Below are 22,633 nucleotides of genomic sequence, written 5' to 3' on the forward strand. Positions count from 1 at the left end.
ATTGTCTAATTATTGCATTACATTTCTTAAAATTAGATTAAAAAGGCCATATCGCTCTCATAAGCTTAATACCCCATGGAGTTTCCATAATATCAGCTTCCGTACCCTCTTTATCGTACATTAGTTTTAAATTAGCTATTTGATTTGAGCTAATCGAATTTTCTGAACTAATATCATATGGTCTTATCACACCTGTAATTATTATAACTTGTTTTTGTCCATCAATCAACAACTCTTTAGAGCCTTTAATATAATAGTTCCCATTTTGATAAGTTTGTTGAATTATTGCAGAAATCGACGTAGAAAAACTCTCAGCAAAACTTGTTTTAACCTCACCTGAGTCTGAGTTAGTACTTTGAGTAGAGAAATCAACTCCTAAATTTCTATTAAATTTATTAGCTAATTTACCAGCAGTAGCACCTAAAGTATTTGTTCCTGTTCCTGCTAATATTCCTCCACCTAAACTACTATTTCTATCATTAGAAAGTTCTCTTTTATTGTTAGTATTTGATGTTAAATTTTCATCAATATTTATTTGTATAATATCCCCAACTTGAAGGTCTTTTTTATCAGCAAACAAAGAAGTTCCTTCCATAGAATAAAGTGAGCCTTTATTCTTTTTAGGTTCAGGCTGTGGTTTTGGTACTTGTATTTTTGGTTCTTCAAATTTTATTTCAGGTTCACTTGTACTACAAGCATTAAAAAGAAAGGCAATTAATACTGGATAAATAAATTTATGCATTTAATCTACTCTTCAAAATATATTGTATATCAATTGCAATAATTACTTCATTTAAAGTATTTTTAACTAAAGCCATAGTTCCGTATCTAACCATTAAAGGTTCAAGATTTGTATTTAGTTCACAGATTAAGATAAGTCTATTTTCAATAATCTTAACATGTCTTACATTTTCTTGACCTATTAAACTTACTGCTTTTTCAACTTCATTGAAAATAATGCCTTCTACTTTTTTCTTTTCATTCTCTTTAGCTTTTTCTTCTTGTAAAGCTGCTTGTTTTGCTTTTAATTCAGCTTCTTGCTGTTTTTGCATTTCATTGCTCATATGTAAATAGTAGCCTGCGAACATTAAAACTACGACTACTATTGATAAAAGCTTTATAAGCTTTTGTTTTCTATTTCTCTTTACAGCAACTATCATTGTTTTTACTTAATTACAAAAGTCGTAAATAAAATCTGTTTAATATGATTTGCTTTAATATCTTCATTTGAAGAAGTTACTTCATTTAATACAGAATTAATCTCTTCAATTAACTCTTCTTTTAATAAAGCTTTTCCACCAACAGTTAATAATTCTTCTGAACTTCTAGCACTTATTTGTCTAATCACAACATCAATGATTTCTGCTCTATAGTTCTCTACTAATGCTGCTATACTAGGTTCTACACTCTTAATTGCAAAAGATAATTTCATTAGTTTTTCTCTACCTTTTGAATTAGTAATATTTAAAACTAAATCATTAATTTCAGCTTTGAATGTCTCTTTAGAATCACCTGCTTCCTCTTTTTTTGCAGTAGTTTCTTCTTGAGCTTGAGGATCTTTAGGAGATAATACTCCTTGAGAATATAGAAAATATGCTCCACCAACAACAGCAAGAAGTAATACAACTACAAGTGCTATAAGCACAATCATTAATCCTTTTCCACCACCTGAACTTTTTGATTGGTCTTCTGTTTCTTCTGCCATTACTCTCCCTTTTCTTCTTTTATATTAAAATTTTCTAGCTTTTCTGTTAATTGTGCTGCATTTTGAACACTTAATGATTTAAATAATAGTGTAATATTTTTTTCTTTTAGTCTAATGATTATATCAAAAACATCTTCAAGTTTTCCCTCAGCAATCATTTCATCAAAGATTTGTGCTGCAATTTTTGGTTTCATTTTATTAAATATTTTAGTTGTTTTACTCTCAACTGTTTGATTAATATCTCTTAATGTTTGTTCATTTTTATTGTAAAGATCTTGAATTGCTTTTTTTTCAGATTCAATCTTTGCTAAAATAGTTTCTAACTCTTTTTTTCTTTCTTGATACTCTTTTTCTTTTTGATTATAAAAAAGATTTAGTTCTTTCTTTAACTCTTTTATTTCTAATTTTTGTTTAGTTAAAGAACTACTATCATTTGCTTGTTGGGCATTTAATGTTAAAAAAGAAAACATTAATACTATAAAAAATCTAATCAAAAACACTCCTAACCTGTTATGTATTTACTTTGAATATACTCTTCTGAAGCTTCTTGCTCTGCTAAAAGTAATTTTCTTAAAGCTTCTCTTTTTTCTTCTTCTAAGATGTAGGCAAACTGTTCAGTCTCTTTTTGAAGTTCAATAACTTCTTCTACAACTTGTTCCATTATTTGCTCTAACTCTTTTTTCTCTTCTTCAAGTTTTGAAATATGTTGTCTCATAGTATTTTTATGCATTGCTAAAACTGTAAAGTCTGAGATTGAACCAAATTTGTGAAGAGTTGCTGTATCAATTTTATTTTGTGTGAACATTATTTCAGCTTGAAGGGTATCAATCTTAACTTGTAATTGACCCTTTTCCATTAGTTTTTGATCTGTTTGAGTTTGCTTTAAATTATATAATTTATCTATCATAATCTAATTCCCAAAAATAAGCATTAGATCCCACAAGTCTTTAGTATAAGTGAAGATATGATCTCCAACCCATGGTAATGTAACTAAAATAAAAGCTGAAACAAAAATCATTTTAGGAACAAATGATAAAGAAGCATCACTTACTTGAGTAACTGCTTGAAATACAGAAATAATAAGACCAATAATCATACTAACAATTAATGAAGGCATTCCTAAAATTAGAATGATTTTTACAGTATTTTCTGCAATTAGCATTAAATCCATATTTAATCTTTTATTTTAATTGTAATCTCTAATGTTTTATTATTTAATAGTTTAGTAATCAGTTGAGCAATATCTTGTGCACTTGAACTATTAACTTCAATACTTTCTTCATTTTTACTAATTGAAGAAGATGAAAGATCTTTTTCAATACTTTTACTCTCAAAAGGTTTAATATCATCTAAGTTCTCAATTGCACTTAGAATATCATTTTCATTTAATGAATCTAATTCTGAGAATTCATCACTCATCTTCTCTCCTTTTATTGGTTCATCTAAAGATATACTATCAAATTCACTTGTATCAAAACTTTCAAAACTCTCATCATTAAGTAGTTCATCTAAGTTTTCATGATCCTCTTCAATATCTTCTTCTATTGGCTCAAAGTCCAATTCATTATCTAATTGATTTATTATATCATCATTTTCTAAATCGTTAATAAGTGAATCTATTTCATTTTCATCACTATCAAAATCTTTTTCAAAATCAACCATATCATCAGTTTGTTTATTTGATTCTTCATCATAGTCAAAAGAACTATTATTTAATCCCATATCATCTTCAAAATTCATAAGACTTTCAAGCTCTTTTTCCGACATCAAGTTATCATCATTTAAATCAAACTCATCTTCTACTTCTAACTCTAAACTTGGTTCTTCTTCAATAATTTCAACATCTGAAGATTCATCTCTTTCAAGCAAGGATGCTAATTCAGCATCTAACTCAAAACTATCTGAAAAATCTATATCATCTTTCTCATTTTTTTCTTCATTGATTTGCATGTCAATATTATTGTTTTCTTCTTTGCTATAAGCATCATCAACAATATTTGCTATTGAATTTTGAATATCTTCTGTTACATAAGTTTTTTGCTGTTCATGTTTTTGAATGATATATTTAGGAATCTCTTTTAAAGAATCGACTGACAAGTCTGCAATTCCATTATCTAAAAGAAACTCCTCTTCTATTCCATCTTTAGGGGTTAAAAATTTTAGTTTTTTTGTTAATCCATCTTTTTTAATGATTTTTTCATCATCAATCAAATATATATCATTAGGATTATGTTGTATTATATTTTTTAATTCATCTAAACTATTAATATCTTTTATGACACTATCTGCATCAAGTTTAAATTTAATATTAGCATGTTCTAAAGTCTCATGAATTTCTTTTTTAAACCCGCTGTTGCCATAAATATATACATTCAAACTAAAACCCTATAATACAATCATTTTTATTGTATAGATTATACCTTTTTTTATTAAATTTTTGATAAAATAATTATACTTAATTAGAGGGTGTTTATTTTGAAGTATTTTTTTTTAGTAGTATTATTTATCTCATCGTTATATTCGCAAACTATTAAAGATATATCAAATATAATTGGAATTAGAGAAAACCAACTTATTGGGTATGGTTTAGTTGTTGGACTTGCAGGAACTGGTGACAAGTCAAAATTCACCATGCAAAGTTTACAAAACCTACTTAGAAACTCATATATAAAAATCCCTGCTGGATCAATCAACTCTAAAAATATAGCAGCAGTAATGGTTACTGGAAAACTTCCTCCATTTTCAAGACAAGGTGATAAAATAAAAGTTAAAGTATCTACAATTGGTGATGCAAAATCAGTTGATAAAGGTGAACTTCTTATTACACAACTAAAAGGTGTTGATGGTAAGGTTTATGCCCTTGCACAAGGAACTATTGTTGCAGATTCTCAAAATGAAACAACTGGTTTTATTTATGATGGAGCAACTGTTGAAAATGAAGTTGATTTTAGTTTAAAAGATGAAGATTCAATTAGATTGAGTCTTTTAAAAAGTTCAGCCAAAAATGCAGATTTAATACAAACAAAAATCAATAAAAGATTTGGAAGAAAGATTGCATCAGCAATTGATACAAGAACTATTGATGTTATAAAACCACCTGAAATGTCTATTGTTAAATTTATTGCAATTGTTGAAGGAATAGAACTTGATTCAAGCTTCAAGAAAAAAATAATCATTGATATGAATAGACAATCTGTTATTACAGGAGGAGATATTGTAATTGACCCAGTTACTATTGCAAGAGATTCATTTACAATTAGAATCAAACAAACTCCTTTAAATGACAATCAATGGAGAGATGAAAAACTAAATAAAGGTGTTGATGTTGGTGATGGTGTAAAAATCGTTGATAAGCCTGTTGTAGATATTAACAATGCAAGAATTGACACTAGAAAGCAACCAACAGTTTCTGATTTAGTAAGAGCTATGAAGGTTATGAAACTACCAATGACAGAAATAATTGATACCTTAAAAATGATAAAAGAGCTTGGTGCAATTGATGTTGAATTTGAGATAAGAGGATAGTATGGCTGAATTTTTAAGTCAAGATGAAATTGATGCGCTTTTAGATATTGCCGAGCAAGGGGAAGATATTGATAATGCTACTCCTTCCGATAAAGTTGTATCAAAAGAAAAGAACTACTCAATTTACGATTTCAAGAAACCAAATAGGATTTCACCAGAGCAATTTAAAGCCTTCTCAACAATGCATGATAAAATGCTTAGGGACTTTATTACTGATTTATCAGCGATGCTGCGAAAAATTGTAGATATTAAACTTTATTCAATTGAACAAATGACATATGGAGAGTTTATTTTATCTATTCCTCAAATTACGTCTTTAAACACTCTTTCTATTAAACCAATGGAAGGAAGAATTGTAATAGAGTCAAACCCTGGTATTTCACATAAAATAATCGCTGAGCTATTAGGTTCAGGTGCTGTAAATACTAGTGATAACTTAGATAGAGAATTAACTGAAATAGAAGTTGAAATACTTGATCATTTCTATGAATTAGTAATAAAAAATCTATACAAGACTTGGGATGATGTATCAACATTAAACTTCAAAGTTGAATCAAAAGATACAAATGCAAATGCAATCCAGATTATTTCTGACCATGAAATTGTATTACTTGTTGTACTTGAAGTTACTATTGATGAAGAGTCAGGTTTCTTATCTATTTGTTACCCTATTTCATATATTGAGCCTCTATTAGGTAAAGTTGTTGAGAAAGTATTCTCTGAGGGTAAAAATAGAAAATCAAGTAGAAAAAGAGATATTACAACTCTTATTTCTGGTGCTAAAATGAAGATTGAAGCTATTATGGCAGAAACAGAATTAACAGCAGAAGAGATTTTAAATTTAAAAGAAAATGATGTTATTGTATTTAATAAAAATGCAACATCAGCCTCAACAAAAGTTTATATCAATAAAAAAGAGAAGTTTTTAACTGTATCTGGTATCTCAAATAATAGAAAAGCTATTCAAATACAAACAAACCTTGATAAAGAAAAACAAGAAACACTTGATATATTAAGATCAATGAGAGAAGAAAGAATCACAAAAGCTCAAGAAACTGCTGAGAACATCAGAAGACTTCTTAAAGAAAAAGAGGATGAGAAAAAAAGAGGGAAATATTAACCCTTCTTTTTTACTCTTCAATACTCCAAGCTAAAGTTTCACCTGCATACATTGGTACAACATTTTCATTTTTGTACTCATAAATTTCAGGTACAACAAAATCTTTTTTAACTAATTTTATTTTTTTAGTTAATGGTTTAAAGTTATAAATCTTTTGTGCATTTAAAGATACAAAAGCATTTAAATTATCTAAAGCTTGATATTTATCAAATAACTCAGTTAAAACTTGTAATGCAATAGGTGAAGTAAATACACCAGCTGCACAACCACAACACTCTTTCTTATGTTTTGGGTGTGGTGCAGAATCTGAACCAAACATAAGTTTTGGATGTGCTTTTAAAGCTGCATCTAATAATGCATTTTTATCTTCATATCTTTTTGCAATAGGTTTACAGAAAAGATGTGGTTGTAACATTCCACCTGCTACATCATCAAGTGTAATTAATAAGTGATGAAGTGTTACAGTTGCATATAAATTATCATACTTATCCATTAGTTCAACAGCATCTTTTGTAGTAATATGCTCCATAATAATAGTTAAATCAGGGAATGCACTTGCAATTGACTCATAGATTGGCATAAACTCTTTTTCTCTATCCATAACAAAACCATTTGTTTCACCATGAACACATAAAGGAATCCCAAGCTTACTCATTGATTCAAGTGTAGGTCTTAATACTTCTACATCCATAGATGAAACACCTGTTTCTGAGTTTGTAGTAATTCCTGCAGGGTAAAGTTTAATTCCAATAATATCATCTTTAATATCTTCTAAGAATTCATATGAATAATCATTTTGAAAGAAAAGAGTACAGTAAGGTTCAAAAGTATCACCTTCACATGCTTCTTTAATTCTTTGTTTATAAGCTAATAATGCTTCTTTAGTAGTTACTGGTGGTACTAAGTTAGGCATTATTAAAGCTCCACTAAACGTGTTAGATGTTAGTGGACCTACTAGCTTTAGCATATCACCATCACGTAAGTGAAGGTGCATATCTAAAGGTTCATTAATTTCAAAAGTAGTAACACTACTCATTAAATTGCTTCCTCATCTTCTTCACCAGTTCTAATTCTTACGATTTTTTCAATTGGTGAAACGAAGATTTTACCATCTCCGATTTTTCCAGTTTTTGCAGCTTCAGTAATAACAGAAATTGTTGAATCAACATCTTCTTCTGAAACAATTAGTTCTAGTTTAATTTTTGGTAAAAAGTCAACAACATATTCAGCACCTCTATAAAGTTCTGAATGACCTTGTTGTCTACCATAACCTTTTACATCAGAAACAGTCATACCAGTAATTCCTGCCTCAGTTAAAGCATCTTTTACATCTTCTAATTTAAACGGTTTAATTACAGCTTCAATTTTTTTCACTATTAATCCTTTTTTAAGTTCGTATATTTTAACAAAATTTTTTTAAATTTAAATTATCTAGTCTTTTTTATGACTTTTAATAACAAAATCAAACTAAATTTTAGAATAGTTTACACTATTCTAAAATGCTCTTTTAAACTCTGGATATGCTTCAACACCACACTCTTCAACATCAAGACCTTGTACTTCTTCATCTTTGTGTGCTCTTAGTGGCATTACTTTATTTATTACATATAAAATTACATATGAAACTACAAAGGCAAAGATTGCAACAACAATTACACCTTTTAATTGTCCCATAAATGTTATATCATCTCCATTTGAAGCGAAAATACCAACTGCTAGTGTTCCCCAAATACCATTTACTAAGTGAACAGATAAAGCACCAACAGGATCATCAATTCTGATTTTATCAAAGAAAGATACACCAAATACAACTAATGCTCCACCAATAGCACCAATTAAAATTGGAGTATAAATATCATATAAATCAGGCCCTGCTGTAATAGCAACTAATCCACCTAAAGCACCATTTAGAATCATTGTTAAATCAAGTTTACCATATCTAATTTGCATAATAATCGCAACCATAATTGCACCAGCAAGACCAGCAGTATTTGTGTTCATAATAGTTAAAGCTACAGCATCAGCCCCTTCTTTTGAAGCAATTGATCCAACAGAACCACCATTAAATCCGAACCATCCAATCCATAGTAAAAATGCACCTAAAGTTACTAAAGGAATATTTGAAGCTGGAATTACTCTAATCCCACCACTTTCTGTATATCTTCCTTTTCTTGCACCTATAATTAGAATAGCTGCTAATAATGCCCATCCACCAGTTGAATGAATTACAGTTGAACCAGCTAAGTCATACATAGATAAAGCTAAAGCAGTACCTTCTAATATGTTTGCTCCCCAAGTTACATTTACAACTAAAGGGTAAATAACTGATGCCATAATAATTGTAAATAATGCTAATGGAATAATTTTTGCTCTTTCACTAACCCCACCACTCATAATATTTACAACTTTTCCAACAAATGCCATTTGGAATAAAAATGCTGCCCATTTACTCATAGAATCACTTCCAAAATCACCGAAAGCAATTGAATAACCAATCAGTAAGAATGCTAATGAAGCAATAGCATAAATCAGAGTATTAATAGTTAATACAGCCGTAACGTTTTTTGTTCTAACAATACCAGCTTCTAACATTGCGAACCCTGGTACCATGAAAATAATTAAAGTCATTGCGAAGATTGCATATAGCGTGTCAATCACGTAAGATACTTCTACACCCATAAAAGATTCCTTTGTTTGTTTTCTTTTATTATATAGGTATAAAAAATATTTGTACAGAAGGTTTATGTATAAAAAATATACAATCCAAGAAAAAATATGTATCTTGGATTGTATTGTATAGTTTCTAATCTATTATTAGATAGCGTCAGCGCCTCTTTCTTCAGTTCTGATTCTAACAACATCATCAAGTGAAGAAACGAAGATTTTACCATCTCCAATTTTTCCAGTTTTAGCAGATTCAGTGATTGCTTTAATTGCTACATCAACCATATCTTCTGCTACAACCATTTCGATTTTAATCTTTGGTAAAAAGTCTACCACATACTCAGCCCCTCTGTATAATTCAGAGTGACCTTGTTGTCTACCGTAACCTTTTACATCAGTTACAGTCATACCTGTAATTCCTGCTTCAACTAAAGCATCTTTTACATCTTCTAATTTAAACGGTTTTATAATTACATCAATCTTTTTCATCTATAATACTCCTTAAGCTCTTTTGAACTCTGGGTAAGCTTCAAGTCCTGTTTCATGAATATCAAGACCATTAACTTCAGTCTCTTCATCAACTCTAAGTCCAATTGTAATGTCTAAGATTTTCCATACAATGAATGAAGTTATGAATACAAATGCACCAATTACAACAATACCTTTAAGTTGTGCTAAGATAGTCACATCTGGATTAAAGATACCAACAGCAATTGTTCCCCAGATACCTGCTACTAAGTGAACAGATAAAGCACCAACAGGATCATCAATTCTTAACTTGTCAAAGAAAGGAACAGCAAATACTACTAAAGCACCACCAACAATACCTTCAACAAATGAAACTAACATACCTAAATCAGGACCAGCAGTTACAGAAACAAGTCCTGCTAAAGCACCATTTAAAACCATAGTTAAATCAACTTTTTTGTAAATTAGTTGAGTTAAAAGTGCCGCAGCAATAGCACCAGCACAAGCAGCCATATTTGTATCAGCTACAACCATTGCAATTCCATCAATATCAGCTTTAGAACCTAATGCTAATTGAGAACCACCGTTGAATCCGAACCATCCCATCCATAAAATGAATGTACCTAAAGTTGCTAATGTTAAGTTTGAACCAGGGATTGGTCTTACTTGACCGTTTTTACCATATTTACCTTTTCTCGCACCAAGAATTAAAACACCAGCTAATGCAGCCCATCCACCAACAGAGTGAACAATTGTAGAACCAGCGAAGTCAGAGAAACCAGCAATTAAACCACCTAATTCAGTTCCTCCCCATGTCCAGTGACCTTGAATTGGGTAAATTAAAGATGATAACACAACAACAAAGATTAAGAATGGCCATAACTTCATTCTCTCAGCTACTGTACCTGAAATTACTGATGCAGCAGTAGCAACGAACATTACTTGGAAGAAAAAGTCTGAAAATGCAGGATATGCTGCATCAGGTGCATTTTCACCACTAAACATTGAGATAGAACCAATAAATGCGTTTCCATCACCATACATTGCATTGTAACCTACAAAGTAGAACATAATACAAGATATTGCAAATAACCCAATATTTTTTGTTAAAACAGTAACGTTATTTTTTGTTCTTGTTAAACCAGCTTCTAACATGGCAAAACCAGCTGCCATCCACATTACTAGAACTCCTGAGAATACAAACAGGAAACCATCTAGTATATACTTTACATCAGTAAAATTTTCCATAAGACTCCTTTGTCAATTTATCTACAGTCATTATAAAACAAACCGACAAAAGTGTAAACATATATGCTGTATATTTTATATACATTTATGCAAATATTTATTCAACAGTATAATTTATAAGAATTATAAAACTATATCTATACATAAAATATAGTTTTCATTTGATAATGTAAATCTCTTTGCAAAAGTCTTACAAAGGCTTCCTGTAGCGTAAGAGATGTACTTTTGACTTAGGAATATACCTTGCTTTGATTCTAAAGTTATATAGTAATACTCTTTTAAATAGTGTTCAAAACCATCTTTTGTTGCTTTAAACCTATCATTTATATTTTTTAAAATTACTGTGTCATATATCTGTTTTGAGTTTTTTGCATCTATTAAATATACAGCCTCTATATTTTCATAAGCTGATGCGTGATTTTTTATACTCTCATAAAAATTATCTATGGAATCAATTTTATCTATAATATCTTTAGCCATCTTATTGTAAGTATCAATTGCTTCTCTTTTTTGATTTAGTGAATTAATATTATTTTGTTTAAAGACTTTTGCTATTTCGCCTATTTTATTTTCAATCAAACTAATTGATACATCATCAATTTCATATTTTGGTTTTGAAAAGAAATATCCTTGATATAGATTTATTGAAGCTCTTAATGAACTACAAATTGTTTCTTCATCTTCAACCCCTTCTGCTAAAACCCTAATTCCTAAATTATGACTCATTTTTGAGATAGCTTTTACTATCTCTTTATTTATTTGATTTTCATGGTCAACAAATAGCGACCTATCAATTTTTATGATATCAGGCTTTATAATATTTATTCTATGAAATGTAGAACTTCCTGTTCCAAAATCATCTAATGCAATTAAAAAGCCTAAATCTTTATACATTTTGCAAAACTTATTTAACACTTCAATATTTGAGATTTCATCTTCTTTTATTTCTAAAACAAAGTTTCTAAAAGGTATTTTTAAATCAATTATATCTTCTAAAAAACTATTTATTTTTTCAAAAGATTCTAAGTCATTTAATAAAGAAGATTCAAAATTCAAGAATAAAATTAAGTCATTATTCTTTTTATAATATTCCAAAAATTTTTCAATTGCCTTCTTTCTAGCTAAAATATCTAACTCTAAAAGTAAATCATTTTGTTTAGCAAGTTTAAATAATAAATCAGGAGGTATTACTTGATCATTATATGAACATCTACACAAAGCTTCAAAGGCAAAAATAGACTTTGTTCTAATAGATACAATTGGCTGAAAATGTATCTGAATAAGTCTATTCTCTATTATTTTATCAATCATATTAAACTCTCCTTGTTTAACGTAGCCTCTTACTATAACATAATATAATTATTTAATAAAAATTGATTTTGTATATATTTTATATAGTTGTACATATTTTTTTCTTAATATATATTTTCTGTTCATTATAAATTTTATAAATAATCTCAAAATTTAAACAGCTGTATAAAAGCTATACATATAAATTTAGATTATTTATTTTAAAATTGTATAATAAAAGAAAAATTATATTTAGGATTTTTAGATGAAAGAGTTTATTGAAACCTATAAGCAACATAAAGATGATATTGAATTTTTTATTCAAGAAAGTATTAGAAACCTTGGACATGTAAAAAGTTTAGAAAAAGATAACTTTAAACAATTATTCACACTTTTTCCTTCTCTTGAACTAGTTTATATCACAAATAAACAAACTAAAATCCAAACCTCTGCAAATATTTACAGAGATAAAGTTGATACAAGTGCAAAAGACAAAGATAGGTCATCAATTATTTCTAAACTTGAATTCAAAGAGAATAATATGGCATTTTCTACACCTTATATAAGTAGTGCAACAAGAAGCAACTGTATGACTGTTACTGTTAAAGAAGGTGATGAAATAATCTTCTTAGATTTTAGAATTGATATTTTACTTGAGAAATTAAATCTTTTAGAACTAAATAAACCTTTTCATGCTTTAACAAAAGGTTTTTACATCTTCGCTGGTTTCTCAATGGCAATACTTGCGATGATTACAATAGGATTTTCTTTATTTGATTTTCTTTATTATTTATTTGTAAAAACTGAAATCTCTTTAGAAGTTATGTTTAAACCAATAATTGCATTAACTTTAGGTATCGCTATTTTTGACTTAGCAAAAACAATTTTAGAACAAGAAGTATTTTTTAAATCCTATTCTAAAAACTCCAGAGTTGAGACAAAACTTTTAGTAAAATTCTTAAGTACGATTATTATTGCATTATCTATAGAAGCTTTAATTGTGGTATTTAAAATAGCCTTAAACGGTTATGATGAGATGATAAATGCATTCTACTTAATAGCAGGAATTGCATTAATTTTAATCTCTCTTACAATTTTCGTATACTTTTCAAATAAAAAAAGTAAGTAATCCTCTTTATAGAGGTATGCTTACTTTAAATCTAGCACCCTTACAATCTATATTTTTATAAATAAACTCATCATTAAAAACTTCTATCTTTCCATGCATGTGTTTACATATTATCTCTTCACACATAAATAATCCTATGCCAGTACCTTGAGATTTATGTTTAGTTGTAAAATATGGTTCAAAGATTCTATCAATGATTTCTTCACTTATTCCACCAGCATTATCTTTTATACTAATAGTAAGATTCTTTTCTTCTAAAAATAAATCAACAAAAACAAATCTTTCTTTTATGCTATTTCTTAAGATAAGCTCATCTCTAGAGTTATTTAAAAGATTAATTAGCACTTGTAAAAGTTCATTCTCATAAGTGTAAATCTCTATATCTTCAATATTAGTAATAATTTTTATATCTTTATTTTGGAAATTGCTTTTTATTAAACTAAATACTCTATTTATCAAATCTTGTGATTTAAATCTGTTTTTATCTTTATTAGGAGAAAAGAAGTTTCTAAAATCATCAATTGTATTAGATAGATAGTTTGCAGAATTCACTATCATATCAAGTGACTTTTTATGCTCTTCATCACTTAAAATACCAACTTCTTTTTGCATTTTTATTCCAGTTGCTGCAGTTGTAATAACTGATAAAGGTTGCCTCCATTGATGGGCTATATTTCCAATCATCTCTCCCATTGCTGCCATTTTACTTTGCTGGAAGAGTATCTTATTTTTTTCATAATTTTTAGAAACCTCTTCTTCTACTGTTTTTTGTAAAGAACTATTTAAATTATGTAATTTATCTTGATTTTCATTTAATCTTATATATAATTTTTTCAACTCTTTTGAATATAAGTAATGACTTGCACTATAAAGTATTAAACCAAGAAGGATAATAAAAAAGCTTAAATATAAAAAAGCATTTTGTTTATACTCTTCAATATAATAAGTATCAATTTTGTCCAAACTTTTAAAACTTAAAAATGTTGCTAATTTATTATTTTCATATATTATAGGCGTACTTATTATCAAATAATTATCTTTAACCATATAACCTTTTATATCTAAAAAGCTTTGAACTTTGTTAGTCTGCAAGTAACTTAAAATCTCTTTTTTTGCTGATAAATTTGCCACATAGTGATTATCAACAAATATTTTAGTAAAGGCATTTTTTCTTAATTGTTCAGTATATTTTTTCTCTACAACTATTACAGGTTCAAATAAGTCACTTTTTCTAATTGCTCTTGAAATTGAATTAAAATGTGTGATTGACTCGATAATACCTTCAAGTTTTCCATCCTTATAAATAGGCACCATAGCCTTAAAAGTTATATCATATTTTCCAACACTAATAGTACTTTTTATTTTAGGTTCTTTAAGCATTTGTTTTAAATCAGTTCTAACTTTTGAAATATTATCCCCTTTTTTATCAGACCAAGAACGATATAAAGAGATGCCATTTTTATCTATTAGTTGAAACCAAACATTTTTAAAATCAGTCTCTTTTCTTAATAATAAAGAGAGATTATTTAAACTATTTTTACTATATTGTTTATTATTAATAAGATCTGAAACCTCAGCATTATTTGCCAATGTTATTGTCAAGGCTAAAGTTGCATTTTTCTTTTTTTGAATTAATGAATATATTTTGTCATCTAAACTATTACTGATTGTATTATATTTTTTATGTAAAAGTTTATTTTCTTTCTCAAAAATATAGTTAGTTGTTATAGTAAAAGCTACTATAGACACAAGAAAATAGATTAAAATCGTAAATAATCTGTAAGAATTTTTTTTCATTAAAGAAGCTCTTTTATTTAGCATTATTTTATTATTATATCATATTTTAGCTATTTATTATAGAGCTTATTTATGTAAATTATTTATCAAACTGTTTAATTATTAGACAGTTTTTATTAAATTAGAGTAAAAATATACAGTATAATAGACTTAATAGACAAATTTTGTATAATATCTCTATTATTGATAAGGTTAAATAATATGCAAGAATATATAGCACAAGATGAAATCTCAAAAGAGATTCTAAATTCCGCCAAGTTACTACAAGCTGTTAATGTAAATGCTCTAATTATAGGTTCTAATGGGGTAGGGAAAAAATCCCTCGCTAAATACATACTTCCTAAATCAGAAATCTATGATGCAAAAGCTCTACAACAAGATATTATTGATGATGTTATTACTATAAAAAATGATGCCATTATAATAGATAAAATCCAAGATGTTACAAATGTAAGTCTACTTTTAAAATGGATTGAAGATAATTCTATCAGAGTTATTGCTATTTCTAACAGTGATGTATTAAATCAAAAACTAAAAGATATTTTTTCTATTAACCTTGAAATACCAGACTTATCAAAAAGAGAAAATGATACAAAATTATTAGTACAAAAATTCTCAAAAGAGGCTAGTACTACTTTAGATATGCAAACAATTGCTACTTCGAAACTAATTGTAAATACTTCAAACAATGCTCATAGTTTAAGAAAATCTATCTATTTTTCTTACCTTTTTGAGACAATTGGAGAAGAAGAAATACTTATGTTTTTAGAGAGATATTTAAGTGAACACTTAGAGGGTGACAATGTATATAAAGACTTAATTTACCTTTTTGAAGTGCCTTTGATAAAAGCCTCTACAAAAAAATATAAATCACAAGTTCAAGTAGCTAAAAACCTTGGATTAAATAGAATTACTCTGAGGAAAAAAATCGATACACACAAAGAGTTATTATGAGTGAATTAAATATACAAATTGAAGAGTTAATCTCAAATGGTGCTAGTGATTTTGAGATTTCAAAAGTTTTTAAAACCTATTTCAAAACCTATGTAAACTCAATTGATACTACCTTTGAAAGTACTGGTGGTAAAGACTTTTTTATTAAACACACAAAACACACTGACAAATTTTTAATCCAACTTTATAAATATATTCTAAGAAAAAACTTTGGTTCGTATCAACCTATGAGTACTTCTGTACCTATTTCATTAATAGCTCTAGGCTCATATGGAAGAGAAGAATTATGTATCTATTCTGATATTGATATTATGATTTTATATGAGGATATTAAAGGTTATAACTTAAGAGAAATTATGGAAGAGTTTGTAACCTTAGCATGGGATTGTGGACTAAAACTAGGTTCAAGAGTTCATGAACTTTCAGAGATAGAAGATAGTGTAAAAGAAGATATTACTATTAAAAGTTCAATAATAGAATCAAGATTAATTTATGGTTCAAAATATCTTTGGTTCTCATATGAAAAAGTACTTACTAAAGTTAGAAAAACAAATCAAAAAGAGTTTATCTTAGAAAAACTAGAAGAGCATAAAGAAAGACTTTTAAAATATCCTTTAAAAATGCAACCAAATATCAAAGATGGCTTTGGAGGTGTTAGAGAATCTAATATGATGTTTTGGATGTCAAATGTTTTATATGGTGTTAATAATACTAAACACTTAATTGATATTGAATATACAGAAGATGAATATAAAAAATATAGACAAGCCTTAGAGTTTGTTTTTAGAGTAAGAAATGCTTTACATAATATTGCAAGAAAAAAACAAGACCAAGTAACTTTTGATATTTTACCTGATTTAAGTTCTAAACTTGGATTTGAAAATAAGCCAAGATATACAAAAGAGAGACAATGTATGTCAAAACTATTAAATAGTTTGCATACAATACATAGTTTCTCTGCAACAATGGTAAAAAAGTTTACAAGAGCTACTATTTTCAAAAAAGAGAATATTGCAAAACTAAAAGAGTGTAGATTTAAAAAAAATCTTTATATTGTAGGTAATACTTTATATACTTCATTTAGTGCAAAGCCTAAAACTTTAAATGGACTAATCAAAGAGTTAATCTCACTACCTGATGAAGTTACTAGATTTGATAGATCTTATATTTACTATGCAAGTAAAACAAAACTACCAAAGACTCAATCTAAAGAGTTAAAAAAGAATATCAAAACTATTTTGTTTAAACCAAGCCTTTATCCAGTTATGAAACTTCTATATAATGCTGGACTTTTTGAAGTTGTTATTCCTTGGACAAAAACAATAATTGACCAACCACAATTTGATGGTTATCATCAACATCCAACAGATGTTCACTCACTAAAAACTTTAAAGTTTGCACATAATATTGAAGATAAATATATAAAATCAATTTTTAATTCACTTAGTGCTGCTCAAAAAGCTATTGTAAGACTTGTTGCACTATTTCATGATATAGGAAAAGGTAGAACGCAAGATCATCATATAGTAGGTGAAAGAATTTTTAAAGAGATGGGACAAGAGTTTGGTTTTGATGATAAGTTAACTCAGTTAGGAGCAAGACTAGTTAGATACCATAATATGATGTCATTTGTAGCTACACATGAAGATATCTATTCAGAAAAGACTATCTTAAACTTTACAGGTTTAGTAAAAACAGAAGTTGCACTAAAGATGTTATATGTAGTTACATACTGTGATATTTCAGCTGTTGGTAAAAATATTTTCAATAACTCAACATCATCTTTGTTAAAACAATTATATTTACAATCTTTACCAGCTTTTGAAAATGAAGATTTATTAAATGAAGGGGCAAGAAGAGTTGCTAAATTAAATACAATTAAAAAGCTTGATAGATATAAAAATCTTCCAAATATGAAGAAAAAGAAAATCAACTATATCTCTTCAAACCAAATGTTCTTAAGACTAAAAGCTGAAGATATTTTAGATATTGCTCTACATGCTTTAAATGTAAAAGATTATACGTATAAAGTAGTAAATAAACCAACACATCTAACGATTAGGATTATTAGGAAAGTGCCTTTAAATCTAGGTTATTTACTTGGTAAATTAGAGTTTTTAAATATTGCATCAATGAATATCTTTAAACTTTTTGATGATAAAAAAGCTTTCTATATTTCATTTAGTGAAAGAGTTGATGATGAGGATATTCCATATATAGAAAAAATCATAGAAGACTCTTTTGATATGTCTAAAACAACTAAGCTTTTAACTCCTGTTATTAAAAAAGATGATGTTACAGTAAACTGTAATCATACAGCTTATTTAGCCTCTATGCAACTAATTGCAAAAGACCAAAAAGGACTTTTCGCATATATTGCTAAAATCTTTGACGATTTTGGTATTGATATTGAGAGTGCAAAAATTCATACTCACAAAAACCTTGCTAGGGATTTAATTCTTATTGAAAAAAATGGAAATTTTTGTTCTCAACAAGATGAGATTTTAAATCTTATGTGTATAAAAGAATAAAGCAGAAATCTGCTTTATTCTAAACTAAACTTTTTGCTAAACTCTTAGCCTTTTTAAAGTCTTTTTTCCCTGTTCCTAGTTTTGGAATATCATCAACTATTTTAATCACACTTGGAACCATAAGTTTATTATCAAAAGAGCTATTTATTTTTTGTTTTAACTCATTTACAAACTCTTCATCTACATCTGAGATAAGTAAAACAATCTTCTCACCCTTTTTCTCATCTTCAATAGATGTTGCAATATAGTCAACTAAACTATCTTCAGGTAAATCAATAATAGAAGATATACCCTCTTCTATTGCACCCATACTTACCATCTCTCCACCAAGCTTTGCAAATCTTGAGTATCTATCCACAATAGTTAAGAAACCATGTTCATCAAGTCTTCCTTTATCTCCTGTAACATAGTATGTTCTTTTTCCAATTTTTATTAAAACTTCTGAAGTTTTCTTTTCATCTTTTAAGTAACCTTTCATTACTTGAATACCAGAAATTACAATCATTCCTTCACTTCCAACTTCAAGTTCAGCATAGGTATCAGGGTCAACTATTTTTATACTAGTCCCAGGAATTGGCATACCAACACTTCCAGTTTTTTGACCAACTTGAACACTATAATCAGGAGCTAAAACATTTGGTAAATTACAAGAAGCAACAGGTGTTGTTTCAGTAACTCCATACCCTTCTAAAATATCTTTTCCAAACTTCTTCTTAAAATCTTCTCTAACATCAGCTCTTAACTTCTCAGCACCTGCAACAACTAATCTTAGACTATTAAACATCAAAGGATGAACCTTTGTATTCTTTGTATATAATCTAAAAAATGTAGATGTTCCTGTCATAATTGTTGCATTATATTTAGATACAAGTTTTCCTATACCTAAACCATCTGTTGGATCTGGATGGGCAACACATTTAATTCCCTCAATCAATGGTAAAAATGTAGTAACGGTAATACCAAAAGCATGGAAAATTGGAAGAGAACCAACTATAATATCTTCTTCATCTGAATTTAAAATTGATGCAATTTGTTGTGAATTTCCTAAAATATTATCACTTGTAAGTTCAATTCCTTTTGGCTCTCCTTCACTTCCAGAAGAGAATAATATAACTACAGTATCATCTTTTTTTATCTTTTTTACATGTAAAGCTTTTAAAATAAAGCTTGGTAAAAACTTCACACTAAGAAGAGTACTCAGTGCTTTTACTTTTGAGATTTGAGGTTTTAAATCTTCCACGTAAATCACTTCTACTTGCTCTAAAAGCTCTTTTAAATCTATACCTTTTCCTTCAAGTTTTTCCACAAACTTCTTTGAAGCAACAACAGTTTTAACTTCTGCTTTTAAAACAGCTTTTTTAAGTGAGTCTATTTGAGCTGTATAGTTTAAATTTACAGCTGTTTTACCCATCATTAAAATTGATGTATTTATAAAAGCACCTGCTGCTGTTGAAGGAAGTAAAAGACCTATATTTTGTTCTTTAAGTCTTGGTTTTAGTAAATCTTTAAATAAAATAGATACAGTCAAAAACTTATTACCGCTTAACTCTAAACCAGTTGAATCAGCAAAAATAAAATCACTTCCAACTTGTTTTAATCTATCAAAAATAGTTTCACTAATAGTATCTAGGTTTTGGATATGTTCATCCCATGCTTTTGTAGATAAAGCTATTACTTCATTTTTTATTCTTATTACATTTGCTTTATCTTTTTTTATTGGTTTTGAAAAAGATACCGTCACACTCTTTGTTTTATATGACTTCTTATATTTTTTACTAGCTCTGCTGAACATAGACTCCCAAAGACCTCTAATGTAAAAAGAGATTACATTTACATCACTTTGAGTCATTTCTAAGATTTTTTCAAAACCTTTTTTAAACTCTCCTAAGTGACCATTTCTAGTAATAGCTCCTTCTGGAAATAAAACAACAACATGTCCTTCATCTAACTGTTTTGCAATTTCTTGCATTGTAGATTTACTAGAAGCATTTGAAATTGGGATTGCATTAAATATTTTAAGTAACCAGTTTAGATACCACTTATCATATATTGGTTTGTGCATTACAAATCTAACTTCCCTTGGTGCTGACATTAAAATAACAGCCCAATCAATCCATGAAACATGGTTTCCAAGAAGTAATACTCCACCATTTGAAGGGATGTTTTTAACCCCATTTACTTCAAGTTTATATTTTAAACCAACCACACCTTTTACAAATAAAAGAAGCATTGATTGTGGTAACTTAACTACAGTATATACAGTTCCTATAATTGTTATTAAAAGAATTAAAAAGATTGTATTTAAAGGGTCTAAATCATATAAAGATACAACAGTTGTTAAACAAAGCATTAAGAACATTGCAACTGAATGAAACCAGTTATTACCTGCTAATATAGTTCCTAAAACTCTTTTTCTTGCGTTAAATTGAATCAAGGCATTTAAAGGAACTACAAACATACCACCAAAAATACCAAATACTAAAAATGCCATACTTAACATAAAAGGTGATTCAACAATAGTTGAAATATAAATCATAAAAGCCATACCAAAGGCAGCTAGAGGAATAGTCCCAACTTCAATATAATGCTTTGATATTTTTGAGTAAACAATTGACCCAATTGCTATACCAATTCCTGATGCTGCTAAAACTCCATTTATTACAAACACATCTGTTACATCTAAATACTGTTTAGCATATGAAGGGAAAACTGCCATTAAAGCTTGTGAAACTCCCCAAAAAACTGATAGTCCAATTACTGATAAAAAGATTACTTTATTTGATGTAATTGCTTTTATATTTTTTGCTAAAAGTTTTCCTTTTAAAAGTTCTGTTTTATCTAAAGTTAAACTCTCATTACTTTTATGAGAAGTGTTTAATCTTCTTAAAATTAGTAAAGATACAAGCATTTCTAAAAATGCCACAGGAGCTATATAATAAGTAAGAGTCAATGTAGCTCTTAAAAGCTCTTCTTTTGTTTGTAAAGTATCTAAGGCATTACTTACATAATATGATTCAAAAACATATGAGCCACTTGCAATTGCAAATAAAATAGCAATAATTGAAACTGCTTGTAATGCTGAGTTTCCACGTGCTAGGTTCTTTTTACCCCAAATATCAATAATAATTCCAAATTTTGCAGGAGAATAAATAGCACTTTGTGCAGCTAATAAAACTAGATTTACCATAGCTAAATAAAAGTTACCGCTAAGATAAGAAAAAATCATAAGAACAGATAAAGTAAAAGATGAAATAGCCCCATAAATTAGGATATTTTTCTTATTATACTTATCAGATAAAAAACCACTTACTGTAAATAAAAGTAAAAAAGGTATTAAAATTAAAGCATTAATAATTGAAATCCAAACAACTTGTAAACTTCCATCAAATATCTTAAAAGCAATATTTTGAAGTAGAACTTTATGAGAAACATCAACAATTACATTGCCAAAAACCACGAATAAAAAAGCAAATTTAATCAGTATTAAATTGCTAATTCCTTTTGATAAATTTGCCATTATGCATCCTTTTTAAACTCTTCAATAGTTGACCTATTGAAGATATATGGTTTAAATGAATTTAAAATATCCAAAACTAAAATCTCAGGTAAAAACCCAGTTTTCTCTAAAACCTTAGAACTAAGTTCTCTTTCTAGTAGTGCAAGTTTTTTGCTTGTAGTTACATACTCATTTATAAGCTGAGTTGAAATATCATATTTTCTTAACTCATTAAAAGTCTTGATTACTTCAACTTCTGTTTTAAAATAAATATCTTTTTTATCTACTAAATCTAAAGCTATCGCTTCTTCTAAACTAAACTCTTCTAAGTCTTTTTGTGAAACTGGATTTTTTATCTCACTTGAAATCATTTGAATAGATTGAAGTATTAAATCTGCTCTATCATCAAAGTTTATATTATAGTAATCAAATAGCTCTTTTATATAATCTATTGAAAAGCTAAGGTTATCTTTGAAATATTTAATCATATTTAAAACTGTAATTGTGATTTCTGGATAATACTTCATATTTTTAGAAGTATTTAAAGTATTTGGAAGTAAACCCTTTTTGTGATAAAAAGAGATTGTGTGATTACTTAAACCTGTTTGGTTTACAAGTTCACTCATTTTATAGTAGTTTTTATCATCTATAACTTTCATTTTTATTCCTTAAAGTAAAGAGTTAAACTCTGCACTTTTAATTTTAT

The 22,633-nt window shown here is 28.0% G+C and carries 21 protein-coding genes; 5 read left to right on the forward strand and 16 right to left on the reverse strand.

The window, feature by feature from the left end; genetic code table 11:
• Positions 1–37 precede the first annotated feature (37 nt).
• Genes ACH5BF_RS09635 through ACH5BF_RS09665 form a run of 7 tightly spaced genes read right to left on the reverse strand, consistent with a single transcriptional unit; the run spans position 38 to position 4,081 of the window.
• Positions 38–742 (reverse strand): flagellar basal body L-ring protein FlgH, encoded by a 705-nt coding sequence (locus ACH5BF_RS09635; RefSeq protein ID WP_423274030.1) that lies wholly within the window; start codon positions 740–742, stop codon positions 38–40.
• Positions 735–1,160 (reverse strand): hypothetical protein, encoded by a 426-nt coding sequence (locus tag ACH5BF_RS09640; RefSeq protein WP_423274031.1) that lies wholly within the window; start codon positions 1,158–1,160, stop codon positions 735–737. The genes ACH5BF_RS09635 and ACH5BF_RS09640 overlap by 8 nt, the downstream gene beginning before the upstream one ends.
• Before the next feature lie 5 nt (positions 1,161–1,165).
• Positions 1,166–1,705: a flagellar basal body-associated FliL family protein gene (locus tag ACH5BF_RS09645; RefSeq protein ID WP_423274032.1), complete on the reverse strand. Its 540-nt coding sequence runs from the start codon at positions 1,703–1,705 to the stop codon at positions 1,166–1,168.
• Positions 1,705–2,205 (reverse strand): MotE family protein, encoded by a 501-nt coding sequence (locus ACH5BF_RS09650; protein WP_423274033.1) that lies wholly within the window; start codon positions 2,203–2,205, stop codon positions 1,705–1,707. The genes ACH5BF_RS09645 and ACH5BF_RS09650 overlap by 1 nt, the downstream gene beginning before the upstream one ends.
• 2 nt (positions 2,206–2,207) lie before the next feature.
• Complete coding sequence (locus ACH5BF_RS09655; protein ID WP_423274034.1) at positions 2,208–2,612, reverse strand: hypothetical protein; 405 nt, start codon at positions 2,610–2,612, stop codon at positions 2,208–2,210.
• 3 nt (positions 2,613–2,615) lie between these two features.
• On the reverse strand, positions 2,616–2,876 hold the full coding sequence (locus ACH5BF_RS09660) for a flagellar biosynthetic protein FliQ (protein WP_423274035.1): 261 nt from the start codon (positions 2,874–2,876) through the stop codon (positions 2,616–2,618).
• 2 nt (positions 2,877–2,878) lie between these two features.
• Entirely contained in the window at positions 2,879–4,081 is a 1,203-nt protein-coding gene (locus ACH5BF_RS09665; protein ID WP_423274036.1) for a hypothetical protein, read from the reverse strand.
• Between the two features lie 90 nt (positions 4,082–4,171).
• Here ACH5BF_RS09665 and ACH5BF_RS09670 point away from each other — a divergent pair, with 90 nt between their 5' ends.
• Together ACH5BF_RS09670 and fliM are read left to right on the forward strand one after the other, a co-directional pair.
• Complete coding sequence (locus tag ACH5BF_RS09670; RefSeq protein ID WP_423274037.1) at positions 4,172–5,230, forward strand: flagellar basal body P-ring protein FlgI; 1,059 nt, start codon at positions 4,172–4,174, stop codon at positions 5,228–5,230.
• 1 nt (position 5,231) lies between these two features.
• Positions 5,232–6,350 (forward strand): flagellar motor switch protein FliM, encoded by a 1,119-nt coding sequence (gene fliM, locus ACH5BF_RS09675; protein ID WP_423274038.1) that lies wholly within the window; start codon positions 5,232–5,234, stop codon positions 6,348–6,350.
• A 10-nt stretch (positions 6,351–6,360) separates the two neighbouring features.
• Here the strand turns inward: fliM and pyrC are convergent, their stop codons facing one another.
• The 6 genes from pyrC to ACH5BF_RS09705 all read right to left on the reverse strand — a co-directional run bounded on the left by pyrC (position 6,361) and on the right by ACH5BF_RS09705 (position 12,041).
• Positions 6,361–7,386 (reverse strand): dihydroorotase, encoded by a 1,026-nt coding sequence (pyrC, locus tag ACH5BF_RS09680; protein ID WP_423274039.1) that lies wholly within the window; start codon positions 7,384–7,386, stop codon positions 6,361–6,363.
• Complete coding sequence (locus ACH5BF_RS09685) at positions 7,386–7,724, reverse strand: P-II family nitrogen regulator (RefSeq protein WP_254576450.1); 339 nt, start codon at positions 7,722–7,724, stop codon at positions 7,386–7,388. The genes pyrC and ACH5BF_RS09685 overlap by 1 nt, the downstream gene beginning before the upstream one ends.
• 120 nt (positions 7,725–7,844) lie before the next feature.
• Positions 7,845–9,029 carry an ammonium transporter family protein gene (locus ACH5BF_RS09690; RefSeq protein ID WP_423274040.1) on the reverse strand — a complete coding sequence of 395 codons (1,185 nt, stop codon included), beginning with the start codon at positions 9,027–9,029 and terminating at the stop codon, positions 7,845–7,847.
• Positions 9,030–9,164: 135 nt separating this feature from the next.
• Positions 9,165–9,503: a P-II family nitrogen regulator gene (locus tag ACH5BF_RS09695; RefSeq protein WP_423274041.1), complete on the reverse strand. Its 339-nt coding sequence runs from the start codon at positions 9,501–9,503 to the stop codon at positions 9,165–9,167.
• A gap of 12 nt (positions 9,504–9,515) precedes the next feature.
• Entirely contained in the window at positions 9,516–10,730 is a 1,215-nt protein-coding gene (locus ACH5BF_RS09700; RefSeq protein WP_423274042.1) for an ammonium transporter family protein, read from the reverse strand.
• Between the two features lie 123 nt (positions 10,731–10,853).
• Positions 10,854–12,041 (reverse strand): EAL domain-containing protein, encoded by a 1,188-nt coding sequence (locus tag ACH5BF_RS09705; protein WP_423274043.1) that lies wholly within the window; start codon positions 12,039–12,041, stop codon positions 10,854–10,856.
• 244 nt (positions 12,042–12,285) lie between these two features.
• On the opposite strand from ACH5BF_RS09705, the gene ACH5BF_RS09710 reads away from it, so the two are divergent.
• Positions 12,286–13,149 (forward strand): hypothetical protein, encoded by an 864-nt coding sequence (locus ACH5BF_RS09710; RefSeq protein WP_423274044.1) that lies wholly within the window; start codon positions 12,286–12,288, stop codon positions 13,147–13,149.
• A gap of 6 nt (positions 13,150–13,155) precedes the next feature.
• Here ACH5BF_RS09710 and ACH5BF_RS09715 read toward each other — a convergent pair whose 3' ends face one another.
• Positions 13,156–14,946: a sensor histidine kinase gene (locus ACH5BF_RS09715; protein ID WP_423274045.1), complete on the reverse strand. Its 1,791-nt coding sequence runs from the start codon at positions 14,944–14,946 to the stop codon at positions 13,156–13,158.
• A 201-nt stretch (positions 14,947–15,147) separates the two neighbouring features.
• Between ACH5BF_RS09715 and ACH5BF_RS09720 the strand changes: the two genes are divergently transcribed.
• Positions 15,148–15,900, forward strand: a complete 753-nt coding sequence (locus ACH5BF_RS09720; protein WP_423274046.1) for a Fis family transcriptional regulator — start codon at positions 15,148–15,150, stop codon at positions 15,898–15,900.
• Positions 15,897–18,431: a [protein-PII] uridylyltransferase family protein gene (locus tag ACH5BF_RS09725; RefSeq protein WP_423274047.1), complete on the forward strand. Its 2,535-nt coding sequence runs from the start codon at positions 15,897–15,899 to the stop codon at positions 18,429–18,431. The genes ACH5BF_RS09720 and ACH5BF_RS09725 overlap by 4 nt, the downstream gene beginning before the upstream one ends.
• Before the next feature lie 19 nt (positions 18,432–18,450).
• On the opposite strand, the gene ACH5BF_RS09730 is transcribed toward ACH5BF_RS09725, so the two are convergent.
• The gene (locus ACH5BF_RS09730; protein ID WP_423274048.1) at positions 18,451–21,948 is read right to left on the reverse strand and encodes an acyl-[ACP]--phospholipid O-acyltransferase; all 3,498 of its coding nucleotides are present in this window, start codon (positions 21,946–21,948) and stop codon (positions 18,451–18,453) included.
• The gene (locus ACH5BF_RS09735) at positions 21,948–22,586 is read right to left on the reverse strand and encodes a MerR family transcriptional regulator (protein WP_423274049.1); all 639 of its coding nucleotides are present in this window, start codon (positions 22,584–22,586) and stop codon (positions 21,948–21,950) included. The genes ACH5BF_RS09730 and ACH5BF_RS09735 overlap by 1 nt, the downstream gene beginning before the upstream one ends.
• Between the last annotated feature and the right edge of the window lie 47 nt (positions 22,587–22,633).

The organism is Arcobacter pernae, assembly GCF_049472135.1.
Classification (GTDB): domain Bacteria; phylum Campylobacterota; class Campylobacteria; order Campylobacterales; family Arcobacteraceae; genus Arcobacter_B.

Bases quoted from the DNA above. Each gene is read 5' to 3' on its own strand.
- ACH5BF_RS09725 (WP_423274047.1), top strand. From the start codon at position 15,897: ATGAGTGAATTAAATATACAAATTGAAGAGTTAATCTCAAATGGTGCT.
- ACH5BF_RS09695 (WP_423274041.1), bottom strand. From the start codon at position 9,503: ATGAAAAAGATTGATGTAATTATAAAACCGTTTAAATTAGAAGATGTA.
- ACH5BF_RS09710 (WP_423274044.1), top strand. From the start codon at position 12,286: ATGAAAGAGTTTATTGAAACCTATAAGCAACATAAAGATGATATTGAA.
- pyrC (WP_423274039.1), bottom strand. From the start codon at position 7,386: ATGAGTAGTGTTACTACTTTTGAAATTAATGAACCTTTAGATATGCAC.
- ACH5BF_RS09700 (WP_423274042.1), bottom strand. From the start codon at position 10,730: ATGGAAAATTTTACTGATGTAAAGTATATACTAGATGGTTTCCTGTTT.
- ACH5BF_RS09660 (WP_423274035.1), bottom strand. From the start codon at position 2,876: ATGGATTTAATGCTAATTGCAGAAAATACTGTAAAAATCATTCTAATT.
- ACH5BF_RS09735 (WP_423274049.1), bottom strand. From the start codon at position 22,586: ATGAAAGTTATAGATGATAAAAACTACTATAAAATGAGTGAACTTGTA.
- ACH5BF_RS09640 (WP_423274031.1), bottom strand. From the start codon at position 1,160: ATGATAGTTGCTGTAAAGAGAAATAGAAAACAAAAGCTTATAAAGCTT.
- ACH5BF_RS09635 (WP_423274030.1), bottom strand. From the start codon at position 742: ATGCATAAATTTATTTATCCAGTATTAATTGCCTTTCTTTTTAATGCT.
- ACH5BF_RS09730 (WP_423274048.1), bottom strand. From the start codon at position 21,948: ATGGCAAATTTATCAAAAGGAATTAGCAATTTAATACTGATTAAATTT.
- ACH5BF_RS09720 (WP_423274046.1), top strand. From the start codon at position 15,148: ATGCAAGAATATATAGCACAAGATGAAATCTCAAAAGAGATTCTAAAT.
- ACH5BF_RS09690 (WP_423274040.1), bottom strand. From the start codon at position 9,029: ATGGGTGTAGAAGTATCTTACGTGATTGACACGCTATATGCAATCTTC.
- fliM (WP_423274038.1), top strand. From the start codon at position 5,232: ATGGCTGAATTTTTAAGTCAAGATGAAATTGATGCGCTTTTAGATATT.
- ACH5BF_RS09705 (WP_423274043.1), bottom strand. From the start codon at position 12,041: ATGATTGATAAAATAATAGAGAATAGACTTATTCAGATACATTTTCAG.
- ACH5BF_RS09645 (WP_423274032.1), bottom strand. From the start codon at position 1,705: ATGGCAGAAGAAACAGAAGACCAATCAAAAAGTTCAGGTGGTGGAAAA.
- ACH5BF_RS09655 (WP_423274034.1), bottom strand. From the start codon at position 2,612: ATGATAGATAAATTATATAATTTAAAGCAAACTCAAACAGATCAAAAA.
- ACH5BF_RS09715 (WP_423274045.1), bottom strand. From the start codon at position 14,946: ATGAAAAAAAATTCTTACAGATTATTTACGATTTTAATCTATTTTCTT.